This is a genomic window from Bradyrhizobium sp. SZCCHNRI1029 (assembly GCF_032487555.1).
Taxonomy (GTDB): domain Bacteria; phylum Pseudomonadota; class Alphaproteobacteria; order Rhizobiales; family Xanthobacteraceae; genus Bradyrhizobium.
This window is the reverse complement of the sequence record NZ_JAUEUK010000003.1, coordinates 155,497-179,113: the sequence shown is the minus strand read 5'-3', so window position 1 is coordinate 179,113 and position 23,617 is coordinate 155,497. Positions and strand designations below refer to the sequence as shown.

25 protein-coding genes are annotated in these 23,617 nt (G+C 65.4%); 14 read left to right on the top strand and 11 right to left on the bottom strand.

Features of this window, described 5'->3' with window-relative positions:
* The first annotated feature begins 13 nt into the window (after positions 1-13).
* Positions 14-1,468: a LysM peptidoglycan-binding domain-containing M23 family metallopeptidase gene (locus tag QW861_RS09965; RefSeq protein WP_315711721.1), complete on the top strand. Its 1,455-nt coding sequence runs from the start codon at positions 14-16 to the stop codon at positions 1,466-1,468.
* 51 nt (positions 1,469-1,519) lie between these two features.
* On the opposite strand, the gene QW861_RS09960 is transcribed toward QW861_RS09965, so the two are convergent.
* Positions 1,520-2,536: an ATP-binding protein gene (locus tag QW861_RS09960; RefSeq protein WP_316192973.1), complete on the bottom strand. Its 1,017-nt coding sequence runs from the start codon at positions 2,534-2,536 to the stop codon at positions 1,520-1,522.
* A gap of 203 nt (positions 2,537-2,739) precedes the next feature.
* On the opposite strand from QW861_RS09960, the gene yajC reads away from it, so the two are divergent.
* From yajC to QW861_RS09935, 5 genes are all read left to right on the top strand, one after another.
* Positions 2,740-3,108 carry a preprotein translocase subunit YajC gene (gene yajC / locus QW861_RS09955; protein WP_006614336.1) on the top strand — a complete coding sequence of 123 codons (369 nt, stop codon included), beginning with the start codon at positions 2,740-2,742 and terminating at the stop codon, positions 3,106-3,108.
* A gap of 88 nt (positions 3,109-3,196) precedes the next feature.
* A complete protein-coding gene (secD, locus tag QW861_RS09950; protein WP_315711724.1) occupies positions 3,197-4,798 on the top strand; it encodes a protein translocase subunit SecD in 1,602 nt (533 codons plus the stop codon).
* Between the two features lie 8 nt (positions 4,799-4,806).
* Positions 4,807-5,820 carry a protein translocase subunit SecF gene (gene secF, locus QW861_RS09945; RefSeq protein WP_316170173.1) on the top strand — a complete coding sequence of 338 codons (1,014 nt, stop codon included), beginning with the start codon at positions 4,807-4,809 and terminating at the stop codon, positions 5,818-5,820.
* Positions 5,821-5,862: 42 nt separating this feature from the next.
* Entirely contained in the window at positions 5,863-6,240 is a 378-nt protein-coding gene (locus tag QW861_RS09940; protein WP_316191263.1) for an Mth938-like domain-containing protein, read from the top strand.
* On the top strand, positions 6,237-7,097 hold the full coding sequence (locus QW861_RS09935) for a phytoene/squalene synthase family protein (protein WP_316191262.1): 861 nt from the start codon (positions 6,237-6,239) through the stop codon (positions 7,095-7,097). Before QW861_RS09940 ends, QW861_RS09935 begins: the two co-directional genes overlap by 4 nt.
* Positions 7,098-7,110: 13 nt before the next feature.
* Here the strand turns inward: QW861_RS09935 and QW861_RS09930 are convergent, their stop codons facing one another.
* The 5 genes from QW861_RS09930 to QW861_RS09910 form a co-directional block, all read right to left on the bottom strand.
* Positions 7,111-7,803, bottom strand: a complete 693-nt coding sequence (locus QW861_RS09930; RefSeq protein WP_315711730.1) for a TauD/TfdA family dioxygenase — start codon at positions 7,801-7,803, stop codon at positions 7,111-7,113.
* 243 nt (positions 7,804-8,046) lie between these two features.
* Entirely contained in the window at positions 8,047-8,937 is an 891-nt protein-coding gene (locus QW861_RS09925; RefSeq protein WP_315751018.1) for a TauD/TfdA family dioxygenase, read from the bottom strand.
* A 66-nt stretch (positions 8,938-9,003) separates the two neighbouring features.
* Entirely contained in the window at positions 9,004-10,104 is a 1,101-nt protein-coding gene (locus tag QW861_RS09920) for a serine/threonine protein kinase (protein WP_315711732.1), read from the bottom strand.
* A 7-nt stretch (positions 10,105-10,111) separates the two neighbouring features.
* A complete protein-coding gene (gene trmFO, locus QW861_RS09915; protein WP_315711734.1) occupies positions 10,112-11,545 on the bottom strand; it encodes a methylenetetrahydrofolate--tRNA-(uracil(54)-C(5))-methyltransferase (FADH(2)-oxidizing) TrmFO in 1,434 nt (477 codons plus the stop codon).
* A 155-nt stretch (positions 11,546-11,700) separates the two neighbouring features.
* Positions 11,701-11,853, bottom strand: a complete 153-nt coding sequence (locus tag QW861_RS09910) for a DUF1127 domain-containing protein (protein WP_006614327.1) — start codon at positions 11,851-11,853, stop codon at positions 11,701-11,703.
* 472 nt (positions 11,854-12,325) lie between these two features.
* Here QW861_RS09910 and QW861_RS09905 point away from each other — a divergent pair, with 472 nt between their 5' ends.
* Positions 12,326-12,592, top strand: coding sequence for a hypothetical protein (locus QW861_RS09905; protein ID WP_316192972.1), 267 nt, complete (start codon positions 12,326-12,328; stop codon positions 12,590-12,592).
* 70 nt (positions 12,593-12,662) lie between these two features.
* On the opposite strand, the gene QW861_RS09900 is transcribed toward QW861_RS09905, so the two are convergent.
* Both QW861_RS09900 and QW861_RS09895 read right to left on the bottom strand, forming a co-directional pair.
* Complete coding sequence (locus QW861_RS09900) at positions 12,663-13,484, bottom strand: lytic murein transglycosylase (RefSeq protein WP_315711736.1); 822 nt, start codon at positions 13,482-13,484, stop codon at positions 12,663-12,665.
* A 190-nt stretch (positions 13,485-13,674) separates the two neighbouring features.
* Positions 13,675-14,586, bottom strand: a complete 912-nt coding sequence (locus tag QW861_RS09895) for a DUF2189 domain-containing protein (RefSeq protein ID WP_315711738.1) — start codon at positions 14,584-14,586, stop codon at positions 13,675-13,677.
* Positions 14,587-14,988: 402 nt separating this feature from the next.
* On the opposite strand from QW861_RS09895, the gene QW861_RS09890 reads away from it, so the two are divergent.
* A complete protein-coding gene (locus tag QW861_RS09890) occupies positions 14,989-15,396 on the top strand; it encodes a DUF3597 domain-containing protein (protein ID WP_315827531.1) in 408 nt (135 codons plus the stop codon).
* A gap of 99 nt (positions 15,397-15,495) precedes the next feature.
* Here QW861_RS09890 and QW861_RS09885 read toward each other — a convergent pair whose 3' ends face one another.
* The 3 genes from QW861_RS09885 to QW861_RS09875 form a co-directional block, all read right to left on the bottom strand.
* A complete protein-coding gene (locus tag QW861_RS09885) occupies positions 15,496-15,660 on the bottom strand; it encodes a DUF1127 domain-containing protein (protein ID WP_315751025.1) in 165 nt (54 codons plus the stop codon).
* A 115-nt stretch (positions 15,661-15,775) separates the two neighbouring features.
* Entirely contained in the window at positions 15,776-16,048 is a 273-nt protein-coding gene (locus QW861_RS09880) for a GNAT family N-acetyltransferase (RefSeq protein ID WP_315711742.1), read from the bottom strand.
* Between the two features lie 6 nt (positions 16,049-16,054).
* Positions 16,055-16,597: a DUF3828 domain-containing protein gene (locus tag QW861_RS09875; RefSeq protein ID WP_316193099.1), complete on the bottom strand. Its 543-nt coding sequence runs from the start codon at positions 16,595-16,597 to the stop codon at positions 16,055-16,057.
* A gap of 255 nt (positions 16,598-16,852) precedes the next feature.
* On the opposite strand from QW861_RS09875, the gene QW861_RS09870 reads away from it, so the two are divergent.
* The 6 genes from QW861_RS09870 to QW861_RS09845 all read left to right on the top strand — a co-directional run bounded on the left by QW861_RS09870 (position 16,853) and on the right by QW861_RS09845 (position 23,483).
* Positions 16,853-18,454, top strand: a complete 1,602-nt coding sequence (locus tag QW861_RS09870) for an acyl-CoA synthetase (protein WP_316192971.1) — start codon at positions 16,853-16,855, stop codon at positions 18,452-18,454.
* A gap of 6 nt (positions 18,455-18,460) precedes the next feature.
* Entirely contained in the window at positions 18,461-19,318 is an 858-nt protein-coding gene (locus tag QW861_RS09865; protein ID WP_316192970.1) for a PCC domain-containing protein, read from the top strand.
* A gap of 75 nt (positions 19,319-19,393) precedes the next feature.
* Positions 19,394-20,164: an AAA family ATPase gene (locus QW861_RS09860; RefSeq protein WP_315827535.1), complete on the top strand. Its 771-nt coding sequence runs from the start codon at positions 19,394-19,396 to the stop codon at positions 20,162-20,164.
* A 764-nt stretch (positions 20,165-20,928) separates the two neighbouring features.
* Complete coding sequence (locus QW861_RS09855) at positions 20,929-21,615, top strand: UPF0149 family protein (RefSeq protein ID WP_316192969.1); 687 nt, start codon at positions 20,929-20,931, stop codon at positions 21,613-21,615.
* Between the two features lie 104 nt (positions 21,616-21,719).
* Positions 21,720-22,274, top strand: a complete 555-nt coding sequence (locus QW861_RS09850) for an SRPBCC family protein (protein WP_315827537.1) — start codon at positions 21,720-21,722, stop codon at positions 22,272-22,274.
* A gap of 276 nt (positions 22,275-22,550) precedes the next feature.
* Positions 22,551-23,483 (top strand): cytochrome D1 domain-containing protein, encoded by a 933-nt coding sequence (locus QW861_RS09845; protein ID WP_316193098.1) that lies wholly within the window; start codon positions 22,551-22,553, stop codon positions 23,481-23,483.
* The last annotated feature ends 134 nt before the right edge of the window (positions 23,484-23,617 follow it).

Sequence of the window (23,617 nt, the reverse complement as noted above, 5' to 3'; positions counted from 1 at the left end):
CGAGTGAGTAACCATGCCCGCCACTGTCGAGTTGCTTCGCTCGCGCCGCCTGCCGCAAGTTGCGGCGTTGGCGCTGATGTCGTTCGGCGTCGCCGGCTGCAGCGCCGACATGTCGACGCGGCTGTCGCAGACGCAAAATCCGTTTTCAAACCCCTTTGCATCCGATTCCACCGGGTCGGTGCAGGCGCAGCCGCCCCGGCAGCACCAGCAATACAGCCAGTCCTACACGCCGGCTCCCGCGCCGGCGCCTGCCTATTCGTCCTCGGCGCTGCCGCCCCCGGCGGTCGGGGCTCCGCAATCCTATCCGACCGGTGGCGGCGCCGGAGGCATGTCGTCGGGCGGGCGCGGCGTCGCGTCCTATGCGCCACCCGCTGCGGTCCCGGTCGCGGCGCCCGCCGTCGCCGCACCCCCGGCCTATGCACAGCCCGCGCATTCCTATGCTCCGCCGGCCCAGCCGCGCCTCGAGACCACCGGCACCGTGCCGCCGCGTTCGGTCGCGGCCGCGCGTCCTGCCAGTGGCACCAAGATCATCGTCGGCACCAGCGATACGCTCGACATCCTTGCCAAGCGCTACCGCGTGACGCCGGCTGAGATCCTGGCTGCCAACGGCTACAAGGGCCCGCGCGCGTTGTCGCCAGGCCAGCAGCTGATCATTCCGCATCCTGGCGCGGTGGCGGCTGCGCCCGCGGCCCAGCCCGTTGCCGCCGCGCCAATGGTCGCGCCGAAGCCGGTGGCGGCCGTCGCACCGTCCACCGTCCATTTCGTCAACCGCGGCGAGACACTCGCCAGCATCGCCCGCCAGAATCATCTGACGGCGGCTGAGCTCGCCCGCGCCAACAATCTCGATCAGGCTTCGCCGCTCAAGCTCGGGACCAGGCTGACCGTCCCTGGCAGGGCCGTGGCGGCAGCTGCGCCGGTGGCTCCGGTCGCAACCGTTCCCCAGGCGGTTGCGACCGTGCCGGCGCCAGCGCCGACAACGCGGGTCGCGACGGCCGCCGGTCCGGTCCAGACCGCCCGCCTGGCTCAGGCCAATCCGGCGCCCGAGAAGGAGGAGGAGCCGGCACGGCCGGCCGAGACCACCAGCTCGCTGCCGACCTTCCGCTGGCCGGCGCGCGGCAAGGTGATCACCAGCTACGGCGCCAAGACCAACGGCAAGTCCAACGATGGCATCAACATCGCCGTGCCCGAGGGCACCCCGGTGAAGGCGGCCGAAGATGGCGTCGTCGCTTACGCCGGCAATGAATTGAAGGGTTATGGCAATCTGGTCCTGGTGCGGCATTCCAACGGCTATGTCACCGCATATGCCCATGCGAGTGAGCTGATGGTGAAGCGCGGTGATCCGATCAAGCGCGGCCAGGTCATTGCCAAGTCGGGTCAATCGGGAGAAGTCGGATCGCCGCAGCTCCACTTCGAGATCCGCAAGGGATCGTCTCCGGTTGACCCGCTGCAATTCCTCAACGGGGCGTGAGGTCCGGTCGTTTGACCCCACGCAACCGTGGACGACACAGGGCCGCGCAGATTACTGCGCGGCTTTTTGCGTTGTCAGCCGCACGCCGAGGCGGCCCGCCAGATCTTGCGTGAACTGCCACGCGACGCGGCCCGAGCGCGAGCCGCGCGTCGTGGCCCATTCCAGCGCCTCGCGCTCCAACTGATCCTCGGCGACTGCAATGTCGAAATGGCTGCAATAGCCTTTGACCATCGCGAGATATTCGTCCTGGCTGCACCGGTGGAAGCCGAGCCATAGGCCGAAACGGTCGGACAGTGAGACCTTTTCCTCGACCGCTTCGCCCGGATTGATCGCGGTGGAGCGCTCGTTCTCGATCATGTCGCGGGCCAACAGATGGCGCCGGTTCGAGGTGGCGTAGAGAATGACGTTCTCCGGGCGTCCCTCGATGCCGCCTTCGAGCACCGCTTTCAGCGATTTGTAGGACGCATCATTGCCGTCGAACGACAGGTCGTCGCAGAACACGATGAAGTGGAACGGCGCGGCACGCAGGATGTCCATCAGGGCCGGCAGGCTCTCGATGTCCTCGCGGTGAATCTCGATCAGTTTCAGCCGGTCGGCCGGCTTGCGCGTGACGTTGATGCTGGCATGGGCGGCCTTCACCAGCGATGATTTGCCCATGCCGCGCGCGCCCCACAACAAGGCGTTGTTGGCCGGCAGGCCGTTGGCGAAGCGCTCGGTGTTCTCGATCAGGATGTCGCGCATCCGGTCGATGCCCTTGAGCAGGTCGATCTCGACACGGCTGACGCGCGGCACCGTCGAGAGCCGGCCGTTCGGATGCCAGACGAAGGCGTCGGCCGCGTTGAGGTCCAGCGCGGGCGTGGCACCCGCATGGGTTGTCGCCAGATGCGCGGCAATTGCTTCCAGCGCACGGGCAATCCGGTCAGCCGTATCATCGGAGGCGGGGCCGGCGGGACGTTTTGCCGCGGTCTTTGGTGGCTTTTGCGCTGCAGGCCGGGGGCCTTTGGCGAGCGGTCTGAGGGCGTTTTTGGCGGAGGCGCGGGACGAGGCTCTGGCTGGTTTTTTCGACATGCTGCAAGTTCCTGATGGGGCAGCCATATCGGGCCTCGCCGGCTGCCGCAAGCGGGGCGAAATGAAGGGGCGGGGCGCCTTGCTATTGGGACTGCTGCCGCTATATTCCGCGCGAAATTCGCAAGAGGCCGGCCCGCGCCGAGACAAGCGTGGTTCGCCGGCTATTCCCGTCTCACCGGGCGCTGCCCACGAGGATCGACCACATGCTGATCACCCCTGCCTATGCCCAGGCCGCCGGCGCAGGCGACACCAACAGCATGCTGATGTCGCTGCTGCCGTTCGCGCTGATCTTCGTGATCATGTATTTCCTGATCCTGCGGCCGCAGCAGAAGAAGGTCAAAGAGCACGCCGATCTCGTCAAGAACGTCCGCCGCGGCGACACCATCGTGACCCAGGGCGGCCTGGTCGGCAAGGTGACCAAGGTCGTCGACGACGACCAGGTCGAGTTCGAGATCGCCGACGGCGTGCGCGTGCGCCAGATGCGCCAGATGATCACGGGCGTCCGCACCAAGGGCGAGCCCGCGAAGGCAGACGCAAAGGACGACAAGAAGGACGAGAAGGCAGCGAGCTGATCGCCGACCTGGCCGGTTGAACGCCGGCCTTCGCTCTTTGTGATGTTCTGATTTTCCGGGCCGGCTGCGGCCCTTACGGACAACCTCCATGTTGTATTTCACGCGGTGGAAGGCGCTGGGCATCATTCTCACGGCGCTCGTCGTGTGCCTGTGCGCGGTGCCCAACTTCTTCTCCGAAGCGACGGTCAAGACCTGGCCGGCCTGGGCGCAGCGCCGGCTGGTGCTCGGCCTCGACCTGCAGGGCGGCTCCTATCTGCTGCTCGAGGTCGACTCCAACTACATCAAGAAGGAGCGGCTCGATGCCGTGCGCGACGACGTTCGCCGTACGCTGCGCGATGCCAAGATCGGCTACACCGGATTGGTGAGCCGGGGTGATGGGGTCGAGGTCCGGATCACCAAGGAAAGCGACACGGGAACTGCGATCTCCAAGCTGCGCGATCTCTCGCAGCCGCTCGGCGGGCTGCTCGGCTCCAGCGGCCAGCGCAGCCTCGAAGTCAGCGATGCCGGCGGCGGACTGGTCCGGCTGACGATCCCGCCGGCGGCCATCACCGAACGCATCCGCCAGACCATCGAGCAGTCGATGCAGATCGTCGAGCGCCGCGTCAACGAGCTCGGCACCGTCGAGCCCGTGATCCAGCGCCAGGGCAACGATCGCATTCTGGTGCAGGTGCCGGGCTTGCAGGATCCGACGCAGCTCAAGAACCTGCTCGGGCGCACGGCCAAGATGGAATTCCGGATGGTCGATACCTCGGTGCCGGCGGATCAGGCGGTGCAGGGGCGGGTGCCGCCGGATTCCGAGGTGCTCCAGAGCGCATCGCCACCCAACCAGCCCTATGTCGTGAAGAAGCAGGTGCTTGTCTCCGGCGGTGATCTCTCCGATGCGCAGACCGGCTTCGACCAGCGCACCAACGAGCCGATCGTCACCTTCCGCTTCAACTCGGCCGGCTCGCGCAAGTTTGCGCAAGCCACCACCGAGAATGTCGGGCAGCCGTTCGCCATCGTCCTCGACAACAAGGTGATCTCGGCGCCGGTCATCCGCGAGCCGATCACTGGCGGCTCGGGCCAGATCTCCGGCAATTTCACCGTGCAGTCCGCCAACGAGCTCGCGATCCTGCTGCGCGCCGGCGCGCTGCCCGCGCCGCTGACGGTCATCGAGGAGCGCACCGTCGGTCCGGGCCTCGGTGCGGACTCGATCGCCAAGGGCGAGCTCGCCTCCTATGTCGGCTCGATCCTCGTCATCGTGTTCATGCTGCTGACCTACCGGCTGTTCGGCGTGTTCGCCAACATCGCCGTGGTGGTGAACGTCGCGATGATCTTCGGCGTGCTGTCGCTGCTCAATGCCACGCTGACCTTGCCGGGCATCGCCGGCATCGTGCTGACGGTCGGCATCGCCGTGGACTCCAACGTGCTGATCTATGAGCGCATCCGCGAGGAGCTGCGCGGCGGCCGCAATGCGATCTCGGCGATCGACGCCGGCTTCAAGCGCGCATTGGCGACCATTCTCGACTCCAACATCACCACCTTCATCGCCGCCGCCGTGCTGTTCTATATCGGCACCGGCCCCGTGCGCGGCTTCGCCGTGACCTTGGGCATCGGCATCCTCACCACGGTCTTCACCGCCTTCACGCTCACCCGTCTGATCGTCGCGGGGTGGGTGCGGTGGAAGCGGCCGCAAAGCGTGCCAATCTAGGAGCTACTGTGACACACTGGGTTCTCATCGGGCTTGGCATCCTGATCGCGGTGCTGACGGTGGTCAGCGCGCTCGGCCTGCTGCCGTCGCTGCGCATCGTTCCCGACGACACGCATTTCGATTTCACGCAGTTCCGCCGCATCAGCTTTCCGATTTCTGCGGCGCTGTCGATCCTCGCGATCGTGCTGTTCTTCACCCATGGCTTGAACCTCGGCATCGATTTCCGCGGCGGCACCTTGCTCGAGGTGCGGGCCAAGTCCGGCACCGCCGACATTGCGGGGATGCGCGCGACGCTGGCGACCCTCGGTCTGGGCGAGGTGCAGCTGCAGCAGTTCGGCACTGCGGCCGATGCATCGGTTCTGATCCGAATTGCCGAACAGCCGGGCGGCGACGCCGCTCAGCAGGAGGCAGCCAACAAGGTCAAGGCGGCGATCGGCGATTCCGTAGAGTATCGCCGGGTCGAGGTGGTGGGGCCGCGCGTTTCCGGCGAGTTCCTGGCCGTCGGCATGCTCGGCCTGATGCTCGCGATCATCTCGATCCTGATCTATCTCTGGTTCCGGTTCGAATGGCAGTTTGCGCTCGGTGCCATGATCGCCAACGTCCACGACATCGTGCTGACGATCGGCTTCATGTCGATCAGCCAGGTCGATTTCGACCTCACCAGCATCGCGGCGCTGCTGACCATTCTCGGCTATTCGCTCAACGACACCGTCGTCATCTACGACCGTATCCGCGAGATGCTGCGGCGCTACAAGAAGATGCCGATGCCGCAGCTGCTCAACGAATCGATCAACTCGACCTTGTCGCGCTCGATCATCACGCACGTCACGGTGACCCTGGCGCTGCTGGCATTGCTCTTGTTCGGCGGCCCGGCGATCCACAGCTTCACCGCGGTGATGATGTTCGGCGTGGTGCTGGTCGGCACCTACACCTCGATCTTCATCGCCGCGCCGATCCTGATCTATCTCGGCGTCGGAACCGTTCGGGGTGATCAGATCGACGAGCCGAAAAAGAAGCCCTGATCAGCCGTTGGACCCGGATCGGGGTTGAGATGTTGGTCTCGCATGGCAACTGACGCCCCGCATTTCCCGCGGTCCGCGCCGATCGACGGTTATGGCAAAGGCGGCTTCGCCTTTGCCGGCATGTCGCATCGCGGCTCGCTGCTGTGCCTGCCCGACTCGATCTGGGCCTGGGACGTCATCCAGCCCAGCCAGATCGACCGCTATTCGTTGCAGCGCGTTTTTGATGCGGCGAACGGGATCGACACGCTCATCATCGGCACCGGAAACGAAGTCTGGATCGCGCCGGCACCGCTGCGCGCGGCCCTGCGTGGCGTGAACGTCGTGCTCGATGCGATGCAGACCGGCCCCGCGATTCGCACCTACAACGTCATGATCGGCGAGCGGCGCCGGGTTGCGGCAGCGCTCATCGCCGTCCCATGAGCGAGACGACCGCCAACAGCGACGCCGCGTTCTGTGCAGGCCTTGTCCGCGAGCACGATTTCGACCGCTACGCCTCGACGCTGTTCATGTCGCCCGAGCCCCGGCGTGCGCTATTGTCGCTGTACGCATTCAACGTCGAAGTCAGCCGCATTCGAGATCTCGTGTCGCAGCCGCTGCCGGGCGAAGTCCGCCTGCAGTGGTGGCACGACACGCTGACGGGTCACGAACATGGCGGCGCGGAGGGAAATCCCGTTGCGGCCGAATTGCTGCTCACCGTGCAGCGCTTCGCGCTTCCGGTCGAGCGGCTGACGCGCCTGGTCGATGAGCATCAGTTCGATCTCTACAACGATCCGATGCCGACGATGGCGGCGCTGGACGGCTATCTCGGCGACACGCGTGGCGCGCTGTTCGCGCTGGCCGCGCAGATCATTGCGCCGCCGTTTGCGGACGCCGATCATCTCGCGCACCATGCCGGCATCGCGCAAGGGTTGCTCCAGGTGATCGCGGCGCTGCCGCGCGATGCGGCCCACCGGCAGCTCTATGTCCCGCTCGATCTTCTCGCGCGGCATGGCGTCGGCCAGGAGGAGATGTTCTCCGGCAAGGCGTCGCCGGCGATCCAAGAGGTGATCATGGACCTGCGCGGGCAGGCCCGGCAGCATCTCGATCACACCCTCGAGCTGGCGCGTCAGGCGCCACCGGCCGTGCGGCCGGTTCTGCTGCCGCTCGCGCTGGTCCGGCGCGACCTTGCGCGGGCCGGACCCCGCGACGATCCGTTTCAGCCGCGCTCCCGCTCGCGCCTCGCGACGCTGTGGACGCTGTGGCGGGCCGCGGGGACGACGAGTTTTTGCGCGCGCTGACCCCGTCGCGGGCTCAAGCCGAGGGCATCGTGCTCCAGAGCGGCGGGCTGTGCAGGAGTCTCGGCATGTCCGGCGGCTCGTGCCGGTGGATCGTGCAGCGGGTGTCCCAGACGACGAGATCACCCGGTCGGCAGGTGTGGGTCCAACTGAACTCGGGCCGTTCGGCAAGCTGCCAGAGATCGTCGAGCAGCGCGTCTGATTCGTCCTGCTCGAGGCCGACGACGTAGGAATGGCGACGCTGCCCCAGCGCGAGCATCGAGCGGCCGGTATCGATATGATTGCCGACCAGAGGATGCACCGGGCCTGCGATGACGGTGCGACGGCCATCATCGGCGGTGTCGGTCGCGAGATGACGAACCTTCAGATGAGCGACGCGGCTGCGCAGCGCCGGTGAGAGCGCGTCATAAGCGGCGTAGAGGCTGCAGAATGACAGTCTGTCGCCCAGCAAGCCCCCGGGGGAGGTGTAAAATAGATCCGCGTGACCGAAGCGACGGCTGAAGGCCGCGATGTCACGTTCACCAAGCCGCTGGCCGCGCACCAGTAGGACCTGATGCTTGAGCAGCGCGCGCATGAACGAGGCGAACGCCCAATCGTCGAAGGATCCGAGATCGACATTGCAGACCTCGGCACCGAGCGTCTTTCCCGTCGGGATGACCTGGATGAGGCTGCTTTCGGCGCTTCGAGCAACGTTGCTTCTGAGACTCACTTGCGTCATCTCCCAAGTTTCACCAGCGCCTGCAAATCAACCATCGTAATTTGTCGGGGGTGTTTCGGCTCGGAGGCAATTCGCGGAAGGATCGCGGCACGATCTGCCGATTGTCGGCACACTCTGCCGCTCTGAGTCGGAAGTTGGACGCTTCAAGGCGATGCGCGAGGAAATATCCAGCAACCTGCAACTCATTCGCAGGCAATCTGGCGCTTGATCGTGCTGATCCCGCGCGCAAGCGAATCAGTGTGGGCGATCTGTTCCCTTGATCTGGGTCCGATGCATGATTCGCCGCGCATGATCATCGAACGGATCGCGCCGATGCATGGTGCAGCGATTGTCCCAGATGACGAGATCTCCGACCTTCCAGACATGCTCCCAGGAGAATTCCGGACGGGCAACATAGGCCCACAACGCGTCGAGCAATGCTTCCGACTCGGCGAGCTCGAGGCCGACCAGATAGGCATTGCGCCGGCGGCCGAGATAAAGCATCCGCAGGCCGGAATCGGGATGCGTGCAGACCAGCGGATGGATCGCGCCCGGCGATGTGCGCGGATCATCGGTCGGCGTTACGCCCTGTCGGACGAAGCCGCCGCTGTTGTAGGTGCCGTCGTGCTTGATCTTCAGATCTGCGACGCGGCGCTTCAGTTCAGGAGGAAGCGCGTCGTACACGGCATACATGCTGCAGAACGACGTGTTGCCGCCGACGGGGGGAATTTCCAGCGCGTAGAGCGCGCTCGCGATCGGCGGCGTGTCGAGATACGACATGTCCGTATGCCACACCGCTTCGCCCGCGCCGAGGCTGCCGATCGCCTCGCCATTCACCTTCACGTTCGAGACGATATAGATTTCGGGTAGACCGTCGACGAAGCGGCGCCCGTTCTCCTGCACCGGCGCCCAGTCGAGATCACCGAAGCGGCGGCTGAAGGCGATCAAGTCCTGGTCCGTCAGACCCTGGCCGCGCACCAGCAAAACGGAGTGCGTGTGAAAGGCACGGAGCAGGGAGCTGAAGCCCGCATCGTCCAGATGCTTGAGATCGACATGTCGAATCTCGGCACCGAGTTGCCGGCCGGTCGGGATAATCTCGATGTTCGACGACCGAGACGTTGTGGCCGCGCGGGTTTCGACGTTCATTGCCAATCCTCCCAAACGACATTGCAACCAAAGGATACAATGGTCGGTCCGCGAAGTCTCGTCCGCTCAGGCCGAAGGCAGGTTCAGGTCCGCCTCGAAATTGAACCGGTCGCGCAGGTTCTTGCGCGAGTCCAGGATGTCCTTGAGGAAAGCGCGATCGCTGTCGCTCGTGAGCATCGGTTCGATCAGGTCGATCTGGTTCATCGCGACCAGCTGCAACAGTTCAGTGCGTGGCCTGCCGCTGGCGTCGCGCGGCAGGGCATGCACGACCTGGATATGCTCCGGCGGCTTCGGGCCCTTGGCTGAAGCAAGCTCGTTTTGCAGCTGAGTTTCAAGCGTCGGCTGCTCTCCCTCGACGAACGCATAGAGCCCGACGCCGGTCCGGCGGTCTGCGAAGGCAACGATCGCCGCGTCGCGCACGGCCGGGTTCTTCCGGATCATGTCCATCAGCACCGGCGCATCGTTGACCAGGCGTCGTCCGCCACCCTCGCGGTCGGTGAAATTGAAGATGCCGCGCGTGACGGCGCGATACACCTTCTTGCCAGTCATCAGCCAGACGCGCGCGAACAGCGATTTGCGTGCCAGGATCTTGCGCTCCTTCGGCGTCAGCGCCTCGGGCGCGTAACTCCGCTTATGCTTGAGCAGATGACGCAGGTCCTCATAGGCCGCGATCCGGAACAGCCGGCTGCGGCTCTCGAAGCAGGCGGCCAACTGAAAATCGGTGACGTAGCAATGGCCGTCGTGACCGACGAGCCAATTCTGCTCCTTGGCGAGATCGTTGTGCGTGATTCCGGCGCGATGCAGCCGGCGCATCATCCGCTTGGCCGAGCGGAAATAGGCGACGTTGCCGTGCGGTTTGGCCAGATGCAGCGCCACGCCATTGATGAAGCCGCGGACCAGCGCGCGATCCCCAGCCCATAGCAGATCGGGGCCGGCGTTGAGCCCCTTGGCGCGCATCAGCGCCTTGCGCTCGCGCGCGAACAAATGCCGCGCCAGCACGAACGACCACCACGGCACCTCATCGAGCCGGCGCAGCACGGCGTCGACGTCACCGGCCTCGCTCTTGAAGCGGCCGCGCTCGACGGTCGAGAACACGTCGCGCTTGAGCAGAACGCCTTCGCTCCAGCGCGCCGCCAGCACGGCGAAATCAGTCTTCGGCAAACTCATGGGGCTCTCACGCAGCGGCCGCGACGGGCAGGTGCTCGGCGATCCAGCGGTCGAGATCGGCCAGCGCGCGGGCGCTCATCGCCTGCTTCTTCGCCACCGTCTTCTCGTTGCCCTTCAGCCGCGTGCCGTCCGGCTTGCGGGTCGGGGTTGTCGCCAGCGGCGGGAACAGACCGAAATTGATGTTCATGGGCTGGAACGAGCGCGTCGCACCGTCGATCGTCTCGATGTGGCCGCCGGTGATATGGCCGAGCAGGGCACCGAGCGCCGTGGTTGGTGGTGGTGGCAGCAGATTGGCGCCACGCACCTCGGCGGCGGCGTAGAGGCCGGCGATCAGGCCGATGCTCGCCGATTCCACATACCCCTCGCATCCCGTCATCTGGCCGGCAAAGCGCAGCCGTGGCTGGACGCGCAGGCGGAGCTGCGCATCGAGCAGCTTCGGCGAGTTGAGGAAGGTGTTGCGATGCAGGCCGCCGAGCCGCGCGAACTCCGCGTTCTCCAGCCCGGGAATGGTGCGGAAGATCTGCTGCTGCGGGCCGTATTTCAGCTTCGTCTGGAATCCGACCATGTTGTAGAGCGTGCCGAGCTTGTTGTCCTGGCGCAGCTGCACGATCGCGTAGGGCTTGACCGTCGGATTGTGCGGATTGGTCAGGCCGACCGGCTTCATCGGGCCGTGACGCAGCGTCTCGTGGCCGCGCTCGGCCATTACTTCGACCGGCAGGCAGCCGTCGAAATAGGGCGTGTTGGTCTCCCACTCCTTGAAGTCGGTCTTCTCGCCGGCGAGCAGCGCCGCGACGAAGGCGTCGTACTGCTCCTTCGTCATCGGACAGTTGATGTAGTCAGCCCCCGTGCCGCCCGGACCGACCTTGTCGTAACGCGACTGGAACCACGCCTTGGTCATGTCGATCGTGTCCTTGTGCACGATCGGCGCAATGGCGTCGAAGAAAGCAAGTGCCGTCTCGTCGGTCAGGTCACGGATGGCCTCGGCGAGCGGCTGCGAGGTGAGGGGACCGGTGGCGACAATGACGCGATCCCACTCCGCCGGCGGCAAGCCGGTAACTTCGCCGCGGCGCAGCGCGATGCGTGGATGCCCTTCGAGAGCCGCTGCGACGGCCGCCGAGAAGCCGTCGCGGTCGACGGCCAATGCGCCACCGGCCGGAACCTGATTGGCGTCGGCAGCGCGCATGATCAGCGAGCCCAGCCGGCGCATCTCGGCATGCAGCAGGCCGACGGCGTTGTTGGCCGCATCGTCGGAGCGGAAAGAGTTCGAGCACACCAGTTCGGCCGCGGTGGCGGTTCGGTGCGCCTCGGTCATGCGGTCCGGCCGCATCTCGTGCAGCACCACATCGACTCCAGCCTCGGCGAGCTGCCAAGCGGCTTCAGAGCCGGCGAGGCCGGCACCGACAACGTGGACGGTATTCGAAGGTGATTTGGAGCCTGTCATGCGCGGGACAGGTAGCGCTTTTCCCGAGCGCTGCAAATGCGCCAATGAGGCTCGGCGCGAGAAAGCGGGCGCATGTGTCTCGCTGCGCCAGGCCTAGATGCGGCAACGCCCGCAGCGAGGCGGGCGATGTCCGGTAGATATCGGAAGAAGGCCGATCAGCCGTTGTAGTGACCGGCGGCAACGCGCGGGATGTCCGAGCGATCGAGACCGATGTCGGCGAGTTCGCGATCGCTGAGCTGCGACAGCTCGGCAACGTTGCGCTGATACTCACGGAACGCCTGAACCATGCGGATGAGCGAGAGCAACATGAGAAATCTCCTTTAGTTCACGATTCAGTTCTTCATTGGAACCTCATCGTTGAAATGAACATAGAAGAGATTGTTGCGATGCGGAAGCGCTGATGTTGCGATGCAGCTAAACCTCCGGCGCATAGCTTGGGTAACGCTTGGGTAAGAATCGGGCAGGGGGATCAGAGGGTGCGATCTGTCGGAAACCTCCGTAATCATGCTGTTTTTCAATCGTTCGTTTGAAAAGCCCGATCGATAGACTGTCACCGCGGCTACGACGCCGTTAAGCGTTGATCATCTCGAGCCTCGACGGGGTGCATGGGTCGAGCAGAATGAATTTATATTCACTATTTGATGTTGCGACGGTGAACCGATGTCCACGATCACGCGCGGCTCGCAGTGATTTCATTTCGCGAGAATATCGAGGTGGTGCGACAGAATGTCGCGGCGTCCGGCAATGATGCCTGCGCCGTCGCACCAGCGAGGAAAAACAATGAACAGCAAACTGTTGGGGACCGCGCTCGTCATCGCGGCGATGACCACGTTCGGTCCGGCTCAGGCGGCGCGGATGCATGGCGCCGGCTGCAGCGGGGCCAACCTGGAGAAGACTGAGACGGCGATCGAGGCGATGGCTGATGGCGATGCCAGATACACGGCACAGCGAGAGATCGCGGCGGCCCAGGATGCGCTGCTGAGCGGCAAGATGGGCGCCTGCAGCGTTCATCTGACGAAGGCGATGCAGGCCGGGATGATCAAGTAGCGCGTCAGTCGTTCGCATCGTTGAACCAAGGGCCGATCGCGTCACCGCGATCGGCCTTTTTCCTGGCAGGCTATGGCGCCCGCGCCAGCTGCGTCGCGAAGGTCGCGATCGTCCGCGCATAGACCTCGCTCTTGTTCCACTGCTGGATGACCGCAAAATTCGGGCCGCCGGGCTCCCAGTCCTTGCCCTTCTGCCAGCCATAGCCCTTCAAATAGTTCGCCGTGGAGGCGAGAACGTCGGGCGCGCTGCGGATCAGGTCGCGCCGGCCATTGCCGTCGAAATCGACGGCATATTTGATCCAGGACGACGGCATGAACTGGGTCTGTCCGATCTCGCCGGCCCAGGCGCCGCGCATCTCGGCCGGCTGGAGATCGCCGCGGTCGACGATCCGCAGCGCATCCAGCAACTCGCCGCGAAACTGCTCGGCGCGACGGCAGTCATAGGCCAAGGTCGCGAGCGCACGGATGGTCGGGAACTTGCCGACATTGACGCCGAAATCGGTCTCGAGGCCCCAGATCGCGACCAGGACCTCGCCGGGCACGCCGTAGCTCTGCTCGATCCGCGACAGCACCGAGCCGTACTGCTTCAGCATGTTGGAGCCGCGGGTCAGGCGCGGCGGCACCATGCGCCCGGAGAACTCCTCGAAGGTCTGGCTGAACACCTTCTGACCGCGGTCGCGGTTCAGCACGCTTTGGTCGGGCGTCACGCCCGTCAGCGCCGCATTGATCGTGTTTTGCGAGATGCCCTTGGCTGCAGCCTCGGTCTTGAACTCGGCGAGCCAGCCGTCGAAATTGCCGTTGCCGCAAGGTACCGCGGCGTGCGCTGGCGCTGACAGGGGGGTAAGGGCAGCGAGACAGGCAAGAGCGGACACGGCGAGAACGCGAGCAATCATCGAAACACCTGGACGGCAATGGATTCAAAAAGCGTTGCTGGGCGTGCTCCATGTCGGGCGTAACCGCGGCAGCAGCAAGGCCTTTCGATCACATTGGCGTCGGATTTCGTGAGCGCCGCCACACTCTGCGGCCCCTCGACGCGACCGCCGGCCCGGAGGCCGGCGGCAGTGAAAACTCATCGCTGCGTCCTCACATCTGGTCACGCGAGCGCCATGGGAACAGGTTCGCCGGGAAATCGGCCGCGGGCTTGGAGCTGCGGGGGACCGGCGGCACGATCCGGGCGGCGTCGGGGTGGATCGCGATGGCCTCACGGTAGAGATGCCAGGTGGCGTGGCCGAGCACCGGGATCACGACGGCGAGACCGAGGAAGAACGGGATCGTGCCGGCCACCAGAAGCACTGCGACGATGAGGCCCCAGGCCGCAACCGGAACTGGGTTCTTGGCCGCCACGCGCAGCGAGGTGACGACCGCTTCGAGCGCGCCGGCGTGACGGTCGAGCATCAAGGGGAAGGACACGATGCTGAGGCACAGCGCCAGCAACGCGAACAGGAAGCCTGCGCCACAGCCGACCGCGATCAGCCACCAGCCTTGCGGCGTAGTGAAGACCCGCTGCAGGAAATCGCTCACACCGGTCGCGCCGCCATAGCCGAACACTGCGACGTAGATCGCCTGCGCGGTCGCGACCCAGGTGACGAACAGCGCGAACAGCAGCGTGCCCAGTCCGAGCATCGAGCCGAACGACGGCGACCGCAGCACCTCCAGGGCATCCCAGGCACTGGTGTCCTCGCCGCGGTCTCGGCGGCTGCTGAGCTCATAGAGACCGAGCGCGGCGAACGGGCCGAGCAGGGCGAAGCCGGCCGCCAGCGGAAACAACAGCGGCACCACCGCATAGCCGAACACTGCACGCGCCAGCACCAGGCCGAGAACGGGATAGATCGCACATAGCATCACGGCGTGACTCGGCACCGCCTTGAAGTCATCCCAGCCGAGCCGCAGCGCACGCATCAGGCTCGACATGTCGATCGTACGAATCGTCAGCTCAGCCGCGACCTCGTCTGCCGCCCGAACGTGGGAGGCAGCATTGCTGTGGTAGGTAGCCATCGTCGTGTGCTCCCTCAACTTGCGCGGGGCGCTTCCCAACCACGCAGGCGGGCTGCGCTTCTCGTTGGAACAAATTCGCGGATGGCCAGACGCGACGAACCTCGGGGCGGCCATTCGCGAACGGAAGTCATCAGGATAGTAGCAAAACAGGCTGCGCCTACTCACGCCTCGGTGAGGGCTGTGAATGTCGCAGTGCATTAGCTTGGCACGCCCATGCAGAAGCCTGAGCATGGTCCAATAAAGTCGTTCCGCCGTCATTCCGCCTTGGGTAAGCTTCACATTCGTCGCCGTGTTCGCGTTTGGCAGGCCACGGCGGTGGCGGAGCGGCTCCGACGGGCGTCTCTGCAACGGAACACCGCCGGCCGAGTTCTTCTTACGATCACCATCCATTGGGAGCCATTGATGAGCGTTTTCGGAAAGATCATGGGCGCGATTTTCGGCCATCATGCCGAGGCGGCACCGGCCGGCGGCAGCACGCCCGCCGCGGGCGGCGCCGCGCCGGCCGGCGGCGCGGCTGCGTCCCCGACGGCGGCCCCGGCTGCTGCGCCGCAAAATGTCGATGTGGCTGCGATCGTCGACAAGGCGGCGGCTGCCAAGCACGAGAAACTGGAGTGGCGAACCTCGATCGTCGACCTGATGAAGGCGCTCGATATCGATTCGAGCCTCGCTGCGCGCAAGGAGCTCGCCAAGGAGCTCGGCTATAGCGGCGACACCAACGACTCCGCCAGCATGAACGTGTGGCTGCACAAGCAGGTGATGAGCAAGCTCGCCGCCAATGGCGGCAAACTGCCGCCGGAGATCAAGCACTGAGCTTGCGCCGCTCACGGCAAGAACAAGAAGCGAAAGGCCCGCCATCGTGCGGGCCTTTGTCGTCTTGGGTCGCGTCTGGCGTGAGGCTGTGCCAGGGCCTCAGACGTGCACGAAGCCGGCGCGTTCCCAGGCCTCCGCATGTAGCTGGTCGCGGTCGAATCCGATGTCGCGCAGCGTGCGCTCGTCGAGCTGGTCGAGATAGGCGAGCTGCGTGCGGTAGTGAACGTAGCGCTTGAGAACGTCGAAAATGGCTGTGATGAACATGTGCCTCTCCCCATGGGTCTGGTTGCTTGCTCGGCGGGGGATTGCTGATCCATCCAGGTAGCCATTGCGTTAAGGCGCTCCGTCCAATCGTCTCGCCCGGTAATTCCACGGCCCATCAGGCCATGATGTCCCGGTTCTCCGGATGGTCTCGGAGGTAGTCGGCGACGAAGCTGCAGCCCGCGATGACCTTGCGGCCGTCGGCGCGGATCAGCGCGAGGGCACCTTCCACGAGCTGCGAACCGATGCCGCGGCCTCGCAGCGGTAGCGGGGTCTCGGTATGGGTGATGATCACCCCCTGCGGCGTGGCCCGGTAATTGGCAAACGCGACGTGGCCGTTGATGTCGAGCTCGAAGCGGCTCCCGGCCTTGTTGTCACGGACATCAGTCATGCGCCTCTACTTTCGTTTAGGTTTCTCGGTGATCTTGAGGAACTCCGCCAGCAGTGCACGGATCGACCATGGCTTGCCATCGACCGCACCCCGGATGTCGTCGATCTTCCATTGGCCCGCTTCGCGCACGAGGTCGTAACGGATGATGTCGTCGGCCTGTTCCTTGCGCTCGGTCCGGTGGCCGCGAATACTGACCGCGACGGTTGCCTTGTCGCCGTCCTGCATTTCCGACGTCACCTTGAACGAGGCGACATCGGGATCCTGCGAATTCGTGACGGGATCGAAATCGATCGCCCCGACCTCGCCCTTGGGCGTGCGGGCGTCCATCTTCGCCCATTGGGCGGCCAGCGACTTCGACAGATATTTCGCGCGCGCCGCCTTGTCCTCGATGACGAAGGTGCCGCCATCCTCCCCCTTGCCCTTGGCGACGCGGGTGTAGATCGCAGTCATGATGCCGACGGGCTCGCTGGAAGAAGGCGCCTGCGCGTGCAGCGGAGAAGCGGCGAGCACGCCGGCGAGGCCGAGAAGCAGGAAGCGACGATCGATCATGGTTGTCCTCAAATCAGATTCGGCGCGCGGTGATATGAAGAAATGCGCGGCCGGCCACGGTTTGTCGCGCGGCATCCGCATCCGTTCGAAACACGCCACCGCATGGGTGGGATGGGGAGGCCGGCCTTGCGAGGGCGAGCAGGACCGGGATAAACAGGCCCAAAGGTATCGGGCGGCTGAGATCGCCTGAAGGATCGATCGAGGGGACGCTTCCATGGGTCTGTTCGTCAGCAGCAGCGGCGCGAGAGATTGTCGATGACACCGGCACCCCTGCGCATGTCCCGCCGGGTGATGAACCTCGCGCATATCGTCACGCAAAATGGCCGCCGGCTCGGCGACCGCGTCGGCTTCGTCTGGGGCGAGAGGTCGTGGACCTGGCGCGAAATCGACGCGATGGTCTCGGCGCTCGCGGCGGCGCTGGCCGAGCAGGGGATCGCCAAGGGCGATCGCATTCTGGTGCACTCCAAGAACTGCGAGGAGATGTTCGTCTCGATGTTCGCCGCGTTCCGGCTCGGCGCGGTCTGGGTGCCCACCAATTTCCGACTGATGCCGGACGAGGTCGCCTATCTCGCGACCGCCTCGGGCGCGAAGGCGTTTCTCTGCCACGGCGACTTTCCGGATCATGCTGCCGCAGTGACGACTGCTGACTTTACCTGGCGCATCGGTGAAGGCGGCAGCTTCGGCACGGGGGCCGTGGCCGACGCAATGAAGGCGCATGTCGGCGCACACGTCGCGAACGCGGCCGTCGAGCATGACGATCCCTGCTGGTTCTTCTTCACCTCCGGCACGACCGGTCGCTCCAAGGCGGCGGTGCTGACGCATGGCCAGATGGCGTTCGTCATCACGAACCATCTTGCAGACCTGACGCCGGGCACGACCGAGCACGACGCGTCGCTCGTCGTGGCGCCGCTGTCGCACGGCGCCGGCGTGCACCAGCTGATGCAGAGCGCGCGCGGTGCCAAGACCGTGCTGCTGCCGAGCGAGAAGTTCGACATCACCGAAGCCTTCCGCCTGATCGAGATGCATCGCATCAGCAACCTGTTCACGGTGCCGACCATCCTGAAGATGATGGTCGAGCATCCCGCCGTCGACCAATTCGATCATTCCTCGCTGCGCCATGTGATCTATGCCGGCGCGCCGATGTATCGCGAGGACCAGAAGCGCGCGCTGGCGCGGCTCGGCAAGGTCATCGTCCAGTATTTCGGCCTCGGCGAGGTCACCGGCAACATCACGGTGCTGCCGGCCGCGGCGCACGAGGAAGAGGATGGACCGGAGGCGCGGATCGGCACCTGCGGCTATGAGCGCACGGGCATGCAGGTCTCGATCCAGGACGATCAGGGGCGTGAGCTGAAGCCGGGCGAGACCGGCGAGATCTGCGTCATCGGTCCGGCCGTGTTTGCGGGCTACTACGACAATCCCGACGCCAATGCGAAGGCGTTTCGCGACGGCTGGTTCCGCACCGGCGATCTCGGCCACATGGACGCGCAGGGCTTCGTCTATATCACCGGCCGCGCGTCGGACATGTACATCTCCGGCGGCTCCAACATCTATCCGCGCGAGGTGGAGGAGAAGATCCTGACCCATCCCGACATCGGCGAGGTCGCCGTGCTCGGCGTGCCTGATCCCGTCTGGGGCGAGGTCGGCGTCGCCGTCTGCGTGGCGCGCGAAGGTGCGGCCGCGCCGAGCGAGAGCGCAATCGCCGGCTATCTCGCCACCAAGCTGCCGCGCTACAAGATGCCGAAGCGCTTTTTCTTCTGGGACGCGTTGCCCAAATCGGGCTATGGCAAGATTCCGAAGCGTCTGGTGCGCGACGAGCTCGAGGCCCGCGGCCTGCTCGATCTCACCAGGCAGGGTTGACGCGTGATGCGATCCATCACCCAGCCCGGTGCGCCCGTCGCGGATCGCATCCAGTGGGTCGAGGCCCGCGGCCGTGTGTTCACCTTCACCATGGAGCAGGGGTTGCCGCTCTTGGAAGCCGCGCGCCGCGGCTTTGCGGCCAATGGCTTTGCCGGCGGTGTGCTCGATATCAAAGGCGGTGCGCTCGGACCGTTCGCCTATGTGATGCCGGCGCTGTCGAAGACGGCGGATCATGCCGCGTTCTACAGCGACACCTATCGTCCCGCCGGTGTGACGCGCCTGTCGACGGCGACGATGACGCTCGGCGTGCGCGACGGCGCGCCATTCTTCCATTGCCACGCGCTGTGGACGGAGGAGGGTGGCCGCAACGGCGGCGGGCACATCCTGCCGGAGGAGACCATCGTCGCCGAGCCGTTCGAGGTCGGCGCCTTCGGGCTCGACGGCGCGATCTTCACGGCAGAGCCGGACGTCGAGACCGGCTTCAAGCTGTTCGGGCCGGTAGCGGCCGCACCAAGCGGCGCCACGACGGATTGCCGCGCCTTCGCGCTCCGGCTGCGGCCGAACCAGGATTTCGCCGGCTGCCTCGAAGCGTTCTGCCGGGCGCAGGGGATCAGCAAAGCGCGCATTCGCGGCGGCGTCGGCTCGACCATCGGGGCGCGCTTCGAGGACGGCGTCGTCGTCGAGCCGTTCGCGACGGAGCTGACCATCACCGCCGGCGCGATCGCGCCGGGCGACGACGGCCTTGAAGCCACTGTTGACGCCGCGCTGGTCGACTACACCGGCGCGCTCGCGCGGGGGCGCGTCGTCCGCGGCGACAATCCGGTGCTGATGACGATGGAACTGGTGCTGGAGGTCGTGGCGTAGCCCGCGTGGGCCGGTGGCCGATGCGGGCGCGATGTGCGAGATTGCCGGTGATGTCACCGAGGTTGTGAAGGCGTCATGGCGAGGAAGCAACGCGAGATCCGGCTGCCGGCCCCTTATCTGAAGCGGCTGTGGCTCGATCCGGCGAAGATCTCCGATCGCGCGGCCTATCCGTTTTGCCTGCCGTTCCTGCAGGACGCGTTCGAGCTCAGCTTCACCAACGCCATCACCATCATCGTCGGCGAGAACGGCACCGGCAAATCGACCCTGCTCGAAGGCATTGCCGCGCTCGCGGGCTACGACGAAGCTGGCGGCGGCAAGGGTTACATGCCGGTCGACCATGGGCGTGCGATCGAGCGTATGGGCGGCGCACTTGCCGCCGCGCTGCGCGCGAGTTGGTTGCCGAAGATCACGCAAGGCTGGTTCTTCCGCGCCGAGAGCTTCTTTTCGGTGGCGCGCTATCTCGATCAGGCCGCACTGGACGATCCGTTCGGCGGGCCGCCGCCCGACTTCCTGTCCCATTCGCATGGCGAGGGGTTCCTGCGCTTCTTCGAGGAACGCTGCCAGCGCCAGGGCATCTACATTTTCGACGAGCCGGAATCGGCACTGTCGCCGGCGCGCCAGATCGAGTTCCTGAAGCTGATGCGGCGCATGGATGACTCCAGCCATTGCCAGGTGCTGATGGCGACGCATTCGCCTGTCCTGATGGCCTATCCCGGCGCGACCCTGTTGCGGCTGACCAAATACGGCCTGGAGAAGGTCGCGGTGCAGGATACGGATCATTTCAAGGCGATGCGTGAGTTCTGCGCCGACCCCGACGGCTTCGTGCAGGCGGTGCTGGCGGAGTGAGGCCGGGATGATAGGCGAGCAGAGCGAAGCCTGCTCGGCCCTCATTGCGAGCGAAGCGAAGCAATCCAGGATCCCACGAGGACTCTGGATCGCTTCGTCGCTTTGCTCCTCGCGATGACGGAGAGACATGACTTCGCGTTCTCGCCGTGCCAGGTGCACCCGAGCTTTGACGTTCATTCCGCCCTCCTCAGTGAGAGGGCGCAGGGAAGGCCGGGTGCAGGCCGCACCCATGGCCCGCCTGCGAAAAAAAAATGCAGGCGGCAGGAACCACAGGATTGGCCGAACAACCGGCCTTCCCTGCGCGACGGTTTCTACCGGCTTATACGCGCTCTCCTCGGTGCGCCGGGCCTTCTGGCCACCGTCATCGGCGCGACGCCTTGAAGGCATCGACACCCACTTGACCTCAGCGTCGGGAGGTCAGGACCACACGATTTCGCCGTCCGCCACAAAACCCGTCGTCTGCGCAAAAGCGCCGGGCCCGTGACGTCCATCGCATCCCGCCCTCCACGCCCGTGACGACCGCGAAGCGCCCCTCTCGTGAGGACAGGACGCATGCAGGAAAACAGAAATTCCGAAATGGCGAAACAGGAATATTTTTCACGGCAGGACTGGACAAGGATGATGCCGCTGATCCCGTGCGCAAATTTAGGTTTTGCGCGCATGGCCGTTTTGGTGTCAAAACGGCCGCGTCGTGGCTCGGCCATGTGCGCGCCGTGCCCGTCGGGCGACTCGGAACGTGACAGGAGCGAAGGAAGAGGGGCTGCATGCCGGAGCAGATCGGTCGCCACGACAAGCTCGAACAGGCGCTCCTGGCCCTGGATGATCGCGCCATGGTGCTGGAGGAGCTCGACGGCTTCATCGCCGGCCTGCTCGTGCTCCCTGAGCCGATTCCGCCGGGCGAATGGTTCGCGGCGGCCTTCGGGCTCGGCAAGGGCCGTCGCTCCGTGTTCACCAGCATCGACCATGCCAACGAGGTGCTCGGGCTGGTCATGGACTATCACCGGGAGATCGCGCTGACGCTCGCGCATCATCCGGAGCAGTACCAGCCGCGCTTTCCGATCGACGGCTTCAACGGCGAGGTCGTCTGGGAGCTGTGGATCGACGGCTTCGCGGCGGCCACGAACCTGCGTCGTGACAGGTTCGATGCGTATGAGCGGGTGGGCGGCGAAGTCGCCATGGCTGCGGTCGGTCTGATGATGATGATCGGTGCAACTCTCGACGAGAACCCGGATCCCGTCGAATATCGAAATCTCAGTCGCAACGCGCCCCAGAATATCCGCGAGGCGGTGCTGACGCTGCATCAATACCGGCAGAGCGGGGCTCCGCTGCCCGCGTCCACCAGCTTCGCCCGGCAGCCCAATCCCTTCGCGTCGTTCGGCAAGGTCGGCCGCAACGACCCCTGTCCCTGCGGTTCCGGCCAGAAATACAAGCGCTGCTGCGGCGCGAATTGATCGGCCACGACACGGTCTTTTTTGTTGCAACAATCGGGAGCGGTGTAAAGATGCGCCGCCGCGCGCCGGATGCGCCGGCCAATGAGAGTGACTGAGGAAACGACATGAGGATGGTGTTCGGCAAGGCGCTGGCCGTGACGGCGGCGCTCGCGATCGCAACGACGGTCCTGACCACAGCGGATGCGCATGGTCCGACCCGGCGCAAGGTGCAGGAGCACGTCGAGATCAACGCCGCGCCCGCCAAGGTGTGGGCCGTGATCGGCAACTTCCAGGACATGAGCTGGCTCGGCGTCGTCGACAAGACCGCGGGCGACAAGGGCAACGAGATTGGCGCCACGCGCAAGCTGACCCTGAAGGGCGGCGCTACCGTCGACGAGGAGCTCTACAAATACGACGCCGAGAAGATGAGCTATTCGTACCGTATCACCGCCGTCGACGTGAAGGTGCTGCCGGTGACGAACTACTCGTCGACCATCGCGGTGACGCCGAGTGCGGACGGCAAGGGCAGCGTGGTCGAATGGACCGGCGCGTTCTACCGCGGCTTCCCCAACAACGATCCGCCACCGGAACTGAACGACGAGGCCGCGGTCAATGCGGTGACCGGCCTGTACAAGGGCGGGCTCGAAGGACTGAAGAAGAAGGTGGAAAGCGGGAGCTGATTGGATACGACCATGTCGCCAAGTCAGCGCTGCGCTCCCTCTCTCCGTTCTTACGGGGAAAGGGTTGGGGTAAGGGGCTGCCGAACGGGTGGTGTGGGTGGTGGGACCTGTGCCCCCTCACCCGGATTGCATCTGGCGATGCAATCCGACCTCTCAGCGCGAGCGAAGCTCGTCGCGGCCCCGCATCCGCCTTCGCTCTGCGAGCTACGGCGGACAAGAGCGGGGCGAGGTGGGTACAAGGCAAGGCGCTGTACCACTCATCGTCTCCCAGATCCTATTCGAGCGTTTCTGCTCGCAGCCTTGCTCGTCTGCTGCGCCAGTGCCCATGCCGAGGAGGCCTTCGTCACCAACCAGCTCAGCGACGATCTGACGATCGTCGACCTCGCGACCTCGAAGCCGGTGGCGACGATCCCGATCGGCGGCAAGCCGGCCGGCGTCGCGGTGGCTGCCGACGGACGCTTCGCCTATGTGGCGAGCCCGGACGACAAGAGCGTGAGCGTCGTCGACGCTGTCGCGCGAAAGGTGGTTGGACGGGTCGAGGTCGGTGGCGGGCCGCTCGGCATTGCCGTGACGCCGGACGGTTCGACGGTCTACGTCGCAGACTGGTACAACGCCGCAATCCGCGTGATCGATACGAAGACCCGGACCGTGACCGGCAGCATCGCGGTCGGCGCCTCGCCGTCGGGGCTTGCGGTGACACAAGACGGCAAGCTGCTGCTCTCCGCCGACCGCGATGACGACATGGTCTCGGTGATCGACACGGCGACGCGCCAGCGCCTTGCGACCATCAAGGTCGGCACGCGGCCGTTCGGTGTCACCATCGACGCCGAGGGCAAGCGCGCCTACACGGCAAATGTCGCCTCCAACGACGTCTCGGTGATCGACCTCGCCGAGCGCCGCGAGATCGGCCGGGTCAAGACCGGTTTGCGGCCCTATGCGGTGGCGCTGGCGCAGGGCAGGGGCTTCGCCACCGACCAGTATGACGGCACGGTCAGCGTGTTCGACCTGGCGAGCCTGCAGCCGCTCAAGCGCATTAGCGTCGGCGACTATCCGGAGGGCATCGAGGCGACCGCCGACGGCCAGCGCGTCATCGTCGCCAATTGGGAGAGCAACATTCTGAGCGTCATCGACGTGGCCGCGCTGAAGGTCACCGGAGAGATCAAGGTCGGCGACGGTCCGCGCGCATTCGGCGCGTTCCTGCGGCGGTGAGCAGGTCCGCCGGTGGCGGATGGAGTTGCATCTGCAGCCTCCGTCACTGCGAGCGCAGCGGCGCAGCGAAGCAATCGAGGCCGCGCGAAGACTCTGGACTGCTTCGCTGCGCTCGCAATGACGCGGTGAGTTAT